This window comes from Paenibacillus allorhizoplanae, assembly GCF_927798215.1.
Classification (GTDB): Bacteria; Bacillota; Bacilli; order Paenibacillales; family NBRC-103111; genus Paenibacillus_E; species Paenibacillus_E allorhizoplanae.
The window spans coordinates 155273-168045 of the sequence record NZ_CAKMMW010000001.1 but is presented as its reverse complement, the minus strand read 5'-3'; the positions used below and the strand labels follow the sequence as shown (position 1 = coordinate 168045).

Here is a 12773-nt window from a genome sequence, read left to right as displayed (position 1 = left end):
TTTCAAGACAATAGGTTATAATTGGAGACAGTATTGGCGATGGGCTTGAGGCTTTGTTTAATTTGAAAGGAGTCTAGGAATGGAATTTTTATTGTTATCAAAAGAAATCACACAGCAGTACTGCCGGAAAATTCTGATGCCCGAAGGCGCAACCGAAATCTTGATGAATATCGTAGATCAAATAAATAATGATCCAAAACTTTTGGATATTTATAAGGAATTTTATAAGAATAATATTGAGAGTGGCTATTGGACGACCGTTTGGGAACCGCTGGCTATAGATTCTTATGTAGAAGAAGTACTCGGAAATTCGGCTTCCCTATTTTATTTGCATGCAGCACTACAAAGACTGCCTCTTGCCGAGCAGAAGTATGCCGAAAGAGGACTGAGTGAAGAGTTATTTGTAGAAACCTTAAGGGATATCGGTGTATGGGTTCAAAATGCCTACAATTTAGTCGGATATTATGCCATTAGAAATTTCAGTTGGATCTGGAGGCATCTGGAGGCCAGAATGTTTCGGATTGGTGGTATGCAATTTATTGCAACGAATTTTTCTGGGATCGTTAAAGGCTTTTACAATGCGAAAGAAGATCGTTTATTGCTTCTATGCGGTGCAGGCATGGAACTAAGAGCAAATGGTGATAAGCAAGGTGTTTGCAATAAAGAGAAGACTATGGATGGATTTGTGACGGAATATGAGGAAACCGAAGATTATTTCATTGGAAATCCAATTACGCCTGATGGCAAAGGCTTAAACGAACCCGTGAAGCTTAAGCGGGATGAATGGGAAAAAGTATTAGACAAGGAAGATACGATGCTTGAGATTCATATCCCGAGAGATACGGCTTTTGATATGGAACAAATCAAAGACACCTACATACAAGCCAAGGAATTTTATGCTACGTATTTTCCAGAAGTCCAATATAAAGGTATGGCATGCCATACATGGCTTTTTACGCCACAACTTAGGGAAATGTTACCGCCTACTAGCAATATCGTCCGATTCCAAGAGCAGTTCTATCTCTATCCGACGGCGGGTTCGGTGCGCTTTTTATGGAATTTTGTATTCAATGAATTGACCGAAGTAAAGGATGCGAAACCGGATACATCGTTAAGGAGAAAGGTCCTTGCTTATTTAGAAGAAGATAAAGAGATATTTGATATGAATGGCGTATTTCTTGATATATGTGGTGATTTCGGAACGGTTACTTATCAAAAGGAAGTCAAATAGGATCGCTATCAAGATACGGTAGTGGAGGAGCTTGCCTACGGCATTCGCTCCTTTTTGTTATGTAAAAGTAAGGGGGAGTAAATGAATTGAAGAGGCAATGGTCGATTTCACCTTGGACAAAAGAATGGCACCTACAATTTGAGATAGAATCCGAAGTTTTACGGGAAATTTTTCAAACAGAACTTGTTGATATCCATCATGTTGGAAGTACCTCAGTGCCATCAATTGGTTATGCTAAATCGATTATCGACATTTTGATCATTGTGAAAGATATTGAACAAGTGAATGTATATAACGAGCAAATGATCCAAGCCGGATACCGAGTAAGAGGAGAGAACGGCATTCCTAATAGAAGGTACTTCACTAAAGGGGAGTTACAGCGAACACATCACGTTCATATTTACCAGAAGGGGGATTCAAGGATACTGACCTATTTGGATTTTAAGGCCTATTTGATGCATCACCCGACTGAAGCTGAAAAATACGGTCAACTCAAGCTGGATATATTAGCGTCGTATCCGAATGATCAATACCAACAAGTGAAAGAAAATCGCATCAATCACTTGGTTGAGAAAGCTCTGCGATGGGGAGAAGAGGGAAGGAAAAGGTTGGAATGAGTCTTTCACACAAGGCGGCAAATAAACTCATTGTGAGTTTCACTTGCCGCTATACATAGAAGCAATGTTGTTCGCTGCCTCTAGCAGTGCTTCGCGGAGCTCCAATGGTTCCAAGACACGGACCATCGTCCCAAAGCCAAGCAGAATTTCGCATGCGGAGCTCAGCGTATTGAACTGCAGCTCTGCTTTGCGCCAGACCGCGGTGGCGCTTGCCGAGCTGGCTTCGTCTTCATGTCTCTCGTGCCATGCGACTACGCGAACGAAGCGGGCCATCTCAAGCCGAGTGGAGACGCTCGGATGGACAAGTGCTTGAGCCGCATAGTGTGGAAGTCCACTGCGGAACAGGTCGACCGAACGCTGCCAATAAGCAGCGAGGTTGAAATGATCCGGGCGCACCACCGGCTCATCCAGTAAGGAAGCATCCTGGATGCGTGAAACACGATAGGTGCGGGATTCTTGCTCGTCACTACCTGCGACGAGATACCAGAGAGAACCCTTGAGGACAAGCCCGAGAGGGCTCACAACGCGTTCGCTTGCTGCTGAGTCTCCACCTGAGGCGTAAAGCAGTCGCAGTTTTCGGTCTTCCCATACAGCCTCTTGCAGGAGGGATAACCATGGTAGTTCTTCGACATTTTGATGCCAGCCGGCTGCATCCACATAAACCCGTTGGCGCATATAATCGGCATCGCGGCGCAACGAAGGAGAAAGTGAAGCGAGCACTTTCAAAACCGCCGCTTCATAAGCATCTCCGAAACCTAGATCGGTTAAATGTCGATGGGGCTCAGCGGCTAGTAATGCCAGCAACTCTTCTTTGTGCAACCCTGCCCAATCCGCTCGATATCCTTCCATTAGCCGCCATCCACCTGCAGATCCGCGTTCCGCATAGACGGGAACTCCCGCTGTGCTTAGCGCTTCCATATCCCGATGAATGGTCCGTTCCGAGACTTCGAGTCTTGCGGCTAACGCTCGAGTTGTCATGCCGCCGCGAGCTTGCAAAAGCATCATTATTTGCAATAACCGATCCGCTCTCATCTGCATCCCCCTTTGTAATTTGATTCTAACACACATATATGACAACAGGTGACATGATTCATTGGCTACAATAAGACTAAAGCTATGATATTACAGTCTACTATCTATAAATTGAAGGAGTTGTTTTCATGACAACGAAAAATCAACCATTACGTAATCAAATTGCCTTAGTCGCAGGAGCGACTCGAGGAGCGGGACGCGCGATTGCGGTCGAACTCGGCCGCGCTGGAGCAACAGTTTATGTGACAGGACGTTCGACGAGGGCGAAGCGATCGCCGATGAACCGACCGGAAACGATTGAGGAAACCGCAGAACTTGTTACCAAGGCAGGGGGCGAAGGCATCGCAGTCTGCGTGGATCATACGAAGGAAGAGGAAGTTGTTGCATTGTTCAATCGAATTAAGAGTGAGCAACCTGGGAGACTGGATATTCTCGTGAATGATCTCTGGGGAGGTGACCCGCTTACCGAGTGGGGCAAAGGCTTCTGGGAGTCCTCTCTCACAAACGGGTTGTTGATTCAGAAACAAGCTGTCCATTCTCATATCATGACTGCCTACTATGCTGCTCCTTTGATGGTTGAACGCAAAGCTGGGCTAATTGTAGAAATTACAGATGGCGTCGGTTATCACTATCGCGGTAACTTATATTATAGCTTGGCCAAAATCGGAGTTTCCCACTTGGCGCAGGGGATGGCGGCAGATCTGAAACCACACGGTGTGACAGCTCTTGCAGTAACGCCGGGTTTCCTTCGTTCGGAAGCGATGTTGGCGTATTTCGGCGTGCAGGAGGAGAATTGGCGGGATGCTGCGGAGCAGGACATCCATTTCCTACAGTCCGAGACCCCATACTTCGTTGCTCAGGGGATAGTAGCACTCGCTGCAGATCCGAATGTAGCGGAGAAATCCGGGCAACTGCTTAGTTCTTGGTCTTTGTCCGACGATTACGGCTTCATCGATATCGATGGGCGTAGTCCACACTGGGGAAGATACGCTGAGGAGAATGGATTCTGAGTCAGGGTCCTTTTAAGCCAGACACACCAGCCTCCCGCGGTTGTGAAGGTTACGCGGCGAGTGTATGCGTAAATGGTCAAAGATGCTAAAGTACACTGATTTTCGAGTAAAACAGCTGAATGTAGATGAATGCGTGCAAAAGTGCAACCTTTTGCACCGATAAACACCGGAAATGAGCTCTGATAGCAGAAAGTGTTGCATTTTCGCACGCATTTACCCAGAGAAGTCATTTGGGTAAAAAAGGATGCTCTTTTGCACTTTTGCCTGCCCCATTCACAGCTGCATCCATGAAACCATAAAACAGACCTAACCAGGTACGATTGTACCTGGTTAGGTCTGTTTAGATGTCCAGCTGTTATTTATTTTTATAAGCTTCCGTCATTTCTTGCACAATTTTCTGAAACGTTGGATCGGTCTTCGTTTTGACAACGAATTCATCCCAAGCGGCTAAGGATTCCTTGCCCATAATCACCTTGATTTTCATATCCAAAATTTTCTTGTTCAATTCAGGACCGCTCGTTAAGTTGGTTTGTGAAATGAGGCCGTAAGCAACATTCGGTTTGCTGAAAGCGCCACGGTCATCAATAATCTTCTTGCTGCGATCATAGAACTCTTTGGGAATACCGTTGTAGTAAGCACGTGTGTATTTATCGTACTTCTGAGCAATCTGTAGCAAATTATTAGAAACGTCAGGAATATTGTCCACTTTGGCTTGTTCAGTCGCCTGTTTAAATCCATCCTTAATCGTATAATGCTTGTCAAGAATGCCATAAGCGGCGATATCTGCAACATCATCGGATAATATTTTATCCATAAAGCCCAAGAGTTGTTTCATTTTAGCTTCAGGCACCGTTTTCGGAATGACGTACATACCGAAGTTCCCCGGATCTTGTGCGGCAAATTTATTACCGTCTGGTGTCATCAAATAAGTGAGTGGCAATGAATCTGCTTTCGGATCAATTTTGCGCATCGCATCTGTGTAGAGCCATTGTGGATTAAGGGCAGAACCGAGTACACCAGCTTTGCCACCCATGTATTGCTCACGCGCTTGGGAATTCTTAATCACGGCGAAGTCTTGCGTAAGTACTTTCTCGTCATACGCTTTCTTGAGCCATTCCAATGCCTTACGTTCCGATGGTTCTAAGGAAGCAATCGTAATTTGATTATTGGAAAGCTTCCAATAGCCATTATTGTTGTTAAATACGTCCTCTATCCATCCGTACAAGCCCATGCCATCCGCATCAACTTGACCTGTGATCCCAATGGTATCCGCTTTACCGTTACCATCTGGATCTTTTTCAGTGAAAGCTTTCAACACGGCATACATCTCATCCATTGTTTCGGGGACCTTCATACCCAGCTTATCTAACCAATCTTTACGGACGTGTACGCCCCAAGCTCCTTCTAACGGACGAGGACGGGGGATACCGTAATTTTTTCCTTTAATTTTGGCATTGTCCCAAACCACAGCGGGCATCGCACTTAAGGTCTTATAATCTTTAATGTATGGCGTAATGTCCCAGAAAGCGCCGGAAGTCGCCATTTGGACAACCTGTGAATCAAAGACATTCATCACTAAAGTAAGATCGGATAAATCGCCGGAAGCAAGCATGACCTTCGTTTTCTCCGAGTAGGTGTTTACGGGTACCCAAGTGATACTCAGCTTCGCATTGGTTTTCTTCTCTATTTCTTGCAAAATAGGATTCGATGGGTCAACGGCCTGAGCCCCCTGTTGATTCGTAAACATGGAAATCTTGATAGGCTCGTTACTCGTAGCTTCGGCTTTCTTATCCGTTGTTGCTTCTTGTCCGGAGCTGCAAGCTGTGAGAGTTAAGGCTGCGATCAAGCCGATCACGGTGCTTTTTGTAAATAGATGTTTGTTCGTGTTCAAATGAATCAACCTCCCATGGTTATCATACAATTTCTCATTGAACTTATAAACCTGCCTGAAATCGAGATACATTCCTCATATCGTTACCCCTTAATAGAACCGACCATCACTCCTTTAGCAAAATGTTTCTGAAGCAGCGGGTACACGAGTAGAATAGGAACTGTCGCGATGACGACAGCGGCCATCTTCAGCGTATCTGTCGGAATGGCAATTTCCCCAGCCATACTATTTGCAATCTCTCCAGATGAAGAGGATGAGGAATCAATAAGGAGCTGTTGAAGCACAATTTGCAAGGGCCGCAGATCGGGCTTGGTGATATACAGTACTGCAGAGAAGAATGTGTTCCAGTAAGCGACGGCATAGAAGAGTCCAAATGCGGCAAGCGAGGGTAAGGATAAGGGTAAAATAATTCGGAACCAAACGCCCATATCCGTTGCGCCATCAATCTTGGCCGCTTCTTCAAGCTCATCGGGGATACTGTCAAAGAAGCCTTTCATTAAGATGACATACCAACCACTTGTCAGCACGGGTAAAATAAGTGCCCAGATGGTGTTGATCAGATGTAAATCTCTAACAACGAGATAAGGTGGGATGATCCCCGGATTAAATAGGGTTGTCATCAAGATTAAGATAAGCAGCACTCTTCGGCCTTGAAGACGTTTTCTAGACAAGGCATATGCGCCGGCAGATGTAATGATCAAGCTTAAGGCGGTACCAACCGTGGCTAGGAAGGTGCTGACACCAGCAGCCTGGATAAAAACATTATTGGAAAACAGATAGCGATAGGAGTCCAGTGTCCATTTTTCCGGAAAGATAACGATGGTTTTCTGTAAGTATTCAATCGGTGATGTGAAAGAGACAGCAGTTATATAGTAGAAGGGAAATAACATGACTAGAGCCACCAGTATCAATGCAGTTAAAATACTTCCCTCAAACCACTTGTCGGCTGTTGTACGTTGATTCATGGATGAGCCCTCCTAATAGATGCCGTCATCGCCGAATTTCTTGGCAAGCCGGTTCGTTAAAACTACCAAAATGACACCAACAATAGATTTAAACAAACCTACAGCTGTACTAAAGCTGAACTGTGCTTGTTGAATACCGCTGCGGTAGACATACGTATCGAACACATCTGCGACATCCGAAACAGCGCCGTTCATCATGAGATAGACTTGCTCAAACCCGACATCCATCATATGTCCGATGCGGAGAATGAGCAGAATGATAATGACATTGCGGATTGCAGGTAGCGTTACGTGCCATATTTGGCGAAGTCGCCCTGCTCCATCCATGCGAGCTGCTTCGAAGAGTTGGGTATCTACAGATGCAATGGCAGCCAAGAAGATAACGGTCCCCCAGCCTACTTCTTTCCAGATAGATTGCAGCGTAAGTAATGCCCAGAACAAGCCCTGACTTGTTAAGAAATTGATTTTGTCATAACCAAGAGACTCCAGAAATTTATTCACGAAACCGCTCGAAGTCGATAGCATCAAGTAAGTTATCCCGACAATGACCACCCACGATAAGAAATGCGGCAAATAGATAATGGATTGAATGATGCGTTTCACCCATTCTTTGCGCACCTCATTCAGCATGAGTGCGAGTATGATCGGCAAGGGGAAGAAGAAGATCAAGTTCAGTAAATTGATAGCGAGCGTGTTACGCAATAAGAGGAAGAAGCTGTCATTCGCGAAAAAACGTTCGAAATGCTGGAACCCAACCCATGGACTGTTCCAGAAACCCAGATAAGGCGAGTAATCTTTGAAGGCGATCAGAACGCCCCACATTGGAAGATACTTAAAGATAAGGAAGTAGGCCAACATGGGAGAAGCGATAAGGTACAGCATGCGATCTCGTTTCAACCCCTGCCATACACGCCTGCTTTGCGAGAGAGATGGGGGAGATGCGGGTTGTCTTTCACGAGAAAGAATTGTGTGTGTTGTTTCGGTTTTCATCATTTTCACCTTTCCCAGAGGAAGTTGTTTCGGTCTCTTGGCTTTACTATAGGGAAGGAGCTAATTTCCGACAATTAGACAGTTATTCTAGGATATTTCCTAGCCTTCCACTTTTCAGCAAAGCTCATTTCCTGCCATTGTACATTCATTCTTGGCCTGTTTTTGATGATTTTCCCTTTGCAGATGGCTTTTTTTTCTTATATGATGGATGGACAAAGCGTGGGTGTCAGACAATCATCGAATGTTGATAGGGAGGCGTAAAGCATGCGGAGACAGCATTATCAACGGAAGGGATTTCTCATCGCCATAATAAGTGCTTGTCTACCGGCAGCGATTATCGGAATGATTCTCTATGTGGTGGGCACACAGCAGATTGAGGCCGAGGGACAGAAAACGCACCGCAATCAAGTCGCCTACGCAACGGAGCGTATTAATGAGAATTTAAACCATTTGGAATCTATTATGGCGCAGTGGTCATTTAATTTAAATTTAAGCAGCAGTTATAAGGATTTGGATCTGTACAAAGATTACCGAAGTACACGTTCGATTTATCAAGCGCTATCTTGGATCAAATCGTCAGACCCACTCATTCAGGAAGTAACTCTCTATCTGGACAAGCAGCAAGTGCTGATCAAAGAAAGTACGGGTATTACGGGGATCGAGTCTATAGAAGAGAAGCAGTTGTACCGCGCATTGGCTTCCTATCAGCGTGATGTCTATTGGACGAATCGGCTGGCGCCGCGTAAAGAGAACGTACCCTATACGTTAGTTGTTCGTATTCCGGGAGGGCTAGTAGAAACAGAAGCAGCGTTGATTATAGATGTAAGCGCCAAACAATTAAATGCGCTAATCGCCGAATTAGATTCGGAAGGGACTGGAGCGACCCTTCTCATGCAGCAGGATGGGGGGATCGTTTCGTTAGGTGCAACGGATATTCATCAGCCAACCGCGCTTGATCAGACATTGATGAAATCGGTTAAAGGACAAAAGACAGAGCATGCTTCCTCTGTTGAGTCTTGGGATGGCGAAGCTTATTCAGTCTCCTACGGTCAGATGAAGCGGATTGAGAATATGTGGATCATAGCCGCCGCCACGCCGCTAGAACAAATGACCAAACCCGTCCAGACGGTGTCACGTGTCATGATACTGACCGGCTGCTTCGGAATCCTGTTGGCCTTATTCCTTTCGTGGTACTCGTACCGCCACATGTACCAACCTGTCCAACGACTGATGCAGCAACTTTTACCAGGTCGAGCCGCCGTGACAACAGATGAGTTTGCAACTATCGCGGATGAGTGGAAGCATCTATCGCGAGAGAGTCAGATTTTGCAGGAGCGGGTAGATCAACAGCTGCCTTCCCTGCGGGAAAATTTCCTCCTCCAACTGTTACAAGGGCATCTTTCCTTTCTGAGCGAAAATGAATTAGCAGATCGCATGGCACAGTATGGGTGGGAGATCTCAGATCGTGTATTTGCCGTGCTAGCCGTCCAGATGCATGGCATATATCGATCTGAGGGCAAGTTCTCGCAAGGAGACGAACAACTCGTTACCTTTGCCGCCGTGAACATTACCCAAGAGTTAACGAAGGGGAAGGGCTTGGAGGCGAATACGGTTAATTTTCAGGATATGACGCTCGGGATACTCATCCGTCAACCTGCGAATATGTCCGTAGAAAGCATACAATCAAGTCTTTTTCATTTGGCAGAAGAGCTCGCACATACCTTGAACAGTTTACTTAAATTGGAAGTAACTGTAAGTGTTGGTACACGTACATCCGAGTTGCGAAGACTTCCTGTTCTGTTCGATGATGCGCGCAGTGCGTTGAATTATCGGAAGCTCGGCGAAGAGCAGCAGATTCTTGATGTGAATGAACTAATTCCAGGTGGACATGATGCCATCATGTACCCTTTCGAAGAAGAGAGTTTACTTCTAAAGGCTTTGCGATCAGGTAATGAAGAAGAGTTAACGCAGCGATTGGACGAGTTTCTTCGTCTATTGAAGAATCAATCGGTTATTGAACTTGGTGTTCGGCAAGGGCTGCTTCAATTGTGCAGCAATATGCTGAATACGATTATGATTTCGGGCTACAATCCGCTTGCTTTGAATGAAGGGCTGGATATGTGGGAACAACTTGCCGAAGTACGGGAGCCAGAAGCGGTGCTTGCTTGGATGAAGCAGCATATTATTGAGCCTTATGTGTCGCGATTGCACAGCACACAAGATATGCAGCTGAAACAACTCATTGAGAATGTGCTGCAAACGATTCATACGAATTATGCCAAAGATATTTCGCTCGAGGGATGTGCTGATCTTCATGGCACCTATTCGAAGAAACTAAGTCTTGGATTTAAACAAGTAACAGGGCAGACGTTCATTGACTATTTAACACAATTCAGGCTCAATCAAGCTAAGAAGCTGCTAGTAGAAACAGATGAAAAAATTAATGATATTGCGATGCAAGTGGGGTATCAGCCGCCTTATTTCAACCGGTTATTCAAGAAGTATGAAGGTATTACGCCAGGTCAATACCGTGAGAAGGCGGATCAGTTATGAGTGATGAATTTTTGACGAGCTTCACACCAAGAATTATCGATGTTGTGGAGCGGGATCCGGCATTTTGGGAGGATTTTAACTATGTATTACTGCGCGATAAAACCAAATTGCATACCCTGTCTTACGTGTATCAAGGTGCAGGAACACTTGAGATTGACGGGGAGAAGTATCCACTTCAAGCAGGACATTTGTTTCAAGTACGACCTGGCGTAAACATGCGAATCACAATGAATCCCCAGTCTCCCGTTTGTTTTATTTCGTTTCATTTTCTGTATCGATTGGTGCGATGGGAAAATGGCGAAATGTTATCCGTGGACAATACGGCGAAGTTGCCGATTTGTGGGGATGTTTTTCCAATAGGACAAATAAATATCGAAGAATCTTTTCGCAAAGCGTTCCATCTGTGGCAGTCCAAAAGCAGGAACTATGAATGGCTGGTTAAGCTAGAGTTTCTGAATAATGTACAGGCCGTGAATGAGCTGGCAAGTAGGGAACTAGAACAGAGTTCAACAGCAAGTATGATTGAGAAGGCTTCAGCTTATATTCGAACCAACTATCAAGAAAATATCACCCGGGAAATAATTGCGGACTATGTCGCAATGTCCCCAGGTTATTTATCCATTACTTTTAAGAAGCATACAGGGTTAAGTTTAATCGAATATGTGACCAAAATCAGGTTGGATCGGGCGAAATTTATGCTGAAAAGTACGAAGCTGCCAGTTAAACAAATCGCGGAGGACTGTGGGTTTACGGACTCCTTTTATTTCTCGCGTATCTTCTCCAGAGATACAGGAATGAATCCTCGGGACTACAGAAACGCATAGATCAGCTGTTACATCATGAATAAAGCGACATCGGGAGCTTCTAGTTGAAGCGAGGATGTCGCTTTTCTTATGAAAAATAATAGGATTGACTTTCATGGGATGGTATGCAGGTACTTGACTGCCATGTGCTATATTAAAATAACCACACTTAGGAGGCATCTCATGTTTCAGCAAATGAATCAGACTTATTCAGGAGTTAACTTTGGTACACAAGATTTAAGATACGGCGAGCTGATCAGTTGCACATTTGATGGATGCTCGTTTGCAAACGGTTCTTTGGAGGAAATTAATACCAGTCATTGCCGCTTCATTGCATGTGACTTTCGCGGAGCTTCGTTAAATGGCTCGCTACATAAAGAATCCGCTTTTGAAAATTGCAGCTTTAGTGGTGCCAATCTGTTTGTTACCAAATTCGATAACTGTAAAATGATGGGATCGGATTTCTCGAACGCGAATTTGGATGGAATTACGATTTACCGAGGAGATTGGTCCTACACGAATTTGAGGCATAGCCGATTGATCAGACAGGATTTGCGCGGGGTGAAATTTCATGAAGCAGATTTCTCCGGATCCAATTTGGAAAAAGCTGATTTAAGAGACAGTGATCTGACTATGGCTATCCTCGCCAAAGCCAATTTACAAGGCGCTGATGTCAGAGGAGCCCAAATGGCTGGCGTAGATTTCAAATCATTAACCATTTCGGGCATGCGAATGGATCGAGAGCAAGCTGTCTTATTCACGATTTCTCATGGAGCCAAGATTAATGGATAATCCCTTTATGGTATAATGTCTGTGCACAAGAGGAGGTGGGATGACGAATGGCGATTTTTCAGTACAATCAGGAACGTTTATATCGGAAGGATCCGGATCTACATTTGTTGTATTGGGGCAAAGAGGATTGCAAACCTGGTCATACCGTAGGGCCAGGGGTTCGTGATTTGTACAAGATTCATTTTATTCATAAAGGTACGGGATTTGTCCGAATTGGAAATGAGACACATCAGCTGAATCCGGGGCAGGGATTTCTTATTTATCCGCATGTGATTAGTTATTATGAAGCGGATGAGGCTGAACCTTGGACGTATTCATGGATTGGCTTCCAAGGAGTACAAGTGGAATCGATCTTATCACGAACAAGATTATCGCCGGAGCAGCCCGTTTTTCCGATGGATCGGAGAGTCATGCCGAGCATGTATGAACAATTAACGGAAGCGAATGCGCATGCCCATAGCGCTGACTTACAGCTTAAAGTCATCTTATATGAATTTATGACGGCACTGCTTGAAGCGGCTCCCGCCTCTTCGATGGGGGATGTATTTCCCAATAAATGGGATAGCTATATGATCCAAGCTATGGAGTTTATTCATGCTCATTATAATGAGTCTATTTCGATTGAGGGGCTTGCTGCACTTCTGAAGCTGGATCGTAAATATTTTTCAGCTATTTTCAAAGAGGCGACAGGGCTGCCTCCCCAGCAATATCTCCTGCAATATCGGATGAATAAAGCAAGTGAATTACTGGAGAAGAGCAACTATGCCATAGGGGAAATTGCGAACTCGGTCGGGTATCAGGATCAATTGATCTTCTCCAAAATGTTTAAGCGAGTAAAAGGCGTCTCCCCGAAACAATTTCGGAATCAGACATATAAGAACGCCTGATA

11 protein-coding genes are annotated in these 12773 nt (G+C 44.9%); 7 read left to right on the top strand and 4 right to left on the bottom strand.

Features of this window, described 5'->3' with window-relative positions; all coding sequences use genetic code 11:
* The first annotated feature begins 79 nt into the window (after window positions 1-79).
* Window positions 80-1231, top strand: a complete 1152-nt coding sequence (locus L6I86_RS00595; RefSeq protein ID WP_236283976.1) for an acyltransferase domain-containing protein — start codon at window positions 80-82, stop codon at window positions 1229-1231.
* Between the two features lie 86 nt (window positions 1232-1317).
* Complete coding sequence (locus tag L6I86_RS00590; protein WP_236283975.1) at window positions 1318-1848, top strand: GrpB family protein; 531 nt, start codon at window positions 1318-1320, stop codon at window positions 1846-1848.
* Window positions 1849-1887: 39 nt separating this feature from the next.
* On the opposite strand, the gene L6I86_RS00585 is transcribed toward L6I86_RS00590, so the two are convergent.
* Complete coding sequence (locus tag L6I86_RS00585; RefSeq protein ID WP_236283974.1) at window positions 1888-2880, bottom strand: helix-turn-helix transcriptional regulator; 993 nt, start codon at window positions 2878-2880, stop codon at window positions 1888-1890.
* A gap of 128 nt (window positions 2881-3008) precedes the next feature.
* Between L6I86_RS00585 and L6I86_RS00580 the strand changes: the two genes are divergently transcribed.
* Window positions 3009-3890: an SDR family oxidoreductase gene (locus L6I86_RS00580; RefSeq protein ID WP_236283973.1), complete on the top strand. Its 882-nt coding sequence runs from the start codon at window positions 3009-3011 to the stop codon at window positions 3888-3890.
* 355 nt (window positions 3891-4245) lie between these two features.
* On the opposite strand, the gene L6I86_RS00575 is transcribed toward L6I86_RS00580, so the two are convergent.
* The 3 genes from L6I86_RS00575 to L6I86_RS00565 form a co-directional block, all read right to left on the bottom strand.
* Window positions 4246-5781 carry an extracellular solute-binding protein gene (locus L6I86_RS00575; RefSeq protein ID WP_236283972.1) on the bottom strand — a complete coding sequence of 512 codons (1536 nt, stop codon included), beginning with the start codon at window positions 5779-5781 and terminating at the stop codon, window positions 4246-4248.
* An 83-nt stretch (window positions 5782-5864) separates the two neighbouring features.
* The gene (locus tag L6I86_RS00570) at window positions 5865-6746 is read right to left on the bottom strand and encodes a carbohydrate ABC transporter permease (RefSeq protein WP_236283971.1); all 882 of its coding nucleotides are present in this window, start codon (window positions 6744-6746) and stop codon (window positions 5865-5867) included.
* A gap of 12 nt (window positions 6747-6758) precedes the next feature.
* Window positions 6759-7739, bottom strand: a complete 981-nt coding sequence (locus L6I86_RS00565; protein WP_420851831.1) for an ABC transporter permease — start codon at window positions 7737-7739, stop codon at window positions 6759-6761.
* Window positions 7740-8000: 261 nt separating this feature from the next.
* Here L6I86_RS00565 and L6I86_RS00560 point away from each other — a divergent pair, with 261 nt between their 5' ends.
* From L6I86_RS00560 to L6I86_RS00545, 4 genes are all read left to right on the top strand, one after another.
* A complete protein-coding gene (locus tag L6I86_RS00560; RefSeq protein WP_236283969.1) occupies window positions 8001-10289 on the top strand; it encodes an AraC family transcriptional regulator in 2289 nt (762 codons plus the stop codon).
* Window positions 10286-11113, top strand: coding sequence for an AraC family transcriptional regulator (locus tag L6I86_RS00555; protein WP_236283968.1), 828 nt, complete (start codon window positions 10286-10288; stop codon window positions 11111-11113). The genes L6I86_RS00560 and L6I86_RS00555 overlap by 4 nt, the downstream gene beginning before the upstream one ends.
* 162 nt (window positions 11114-11275) lie before the next feature.
* A complete protein-coding gene (locus L6I86_RS00550; RefSeq protein ID WP_236283967.1) occupies window positions 11276-11884 on the top strand; it encodes a pentapeptide repeat-containing protein in 609 nt (202 codons plus the stop codon).
* Window positions 11885-11931: 47 nt separating this feature from the next.
* Complete coding sequence (locus L6I86_RS00545; RefSeq protein ID WP_236283966.1) at window positions 11932-12771, top strand: AraC family transcriptional regulator; 840 nt, start codon at window positions 11932-11934, stop codon at window positions 12769-12771.
* Window positions 12772-12773 lie beyond the last annotated feature (2 nt).

Excerpts from the sequence above, each read along its gene's own strand:
- L6I86_RS00595 (WP_236283976.1), top strand. The coding sequence starts at position 80 with ATGGAATTTTTATTGTTATCAAAAGAAATCACACAGCAGTACTGCCGG.
- L6I86_RS00585 (WP_236283974.1), bottom strand. The coding sequence starts at position 2,880 with ATGAGAGCGGATCGGTTATTGCAAATAATGATGCTTTTGCAAGCTCGC.
- L6I86_RS00580 (WP_236283973.1), top strand. The coding sequence starts at position 3,009 with ATGACAACGAAAAATCAACCATTACGTAATCAAATTGCCTTAGTCGCA.
- L6I86_RS00570 (WP_236283971.1), bottom strand. The coding sequence starts at position 6,746 with ATGAATCAACGTACAACAGCCGACAAGTGGTTTGAGGGAAGTATTTTA.
- L6I86_RS00565 (WP_420851831.1), bottom strand. The coding sequence starts at position 7,739 with ATGATGAAAACCGAAACAACACACACAATTCTTTCTCGTGAAAGACAA.
- L6I86_RS00560 (WP_236283969.1), top strand. The coding sequence starts at position 8,001 with ATGCGGAGACAGCATTATCAACGGAAGGGATTTCTCATCGCCATAATA.
- L6I86_RS00555 (WP_236283968.1), top strand. The coding sequence starts at position 10,286 with ATGAGTGATGAATTTTTGACGAGCTTCACACCAAGAATTATCGATGTT.
- L6I86_RS00550 (WP_236283967.1), top strand. The coding sequence starts at position 11,276 with ATGTTTCAGCAAATGAATCAGACTTATTCAGGAGTTAACTTTGGTACA.
- L6I86_RS00545 (WP_236283966.1), top strand. The coding sequence starts at position 11,932 with ATGGCGATTTTTCAGTACAATCAGGAACGTTTATATCGGAAGGATCCG.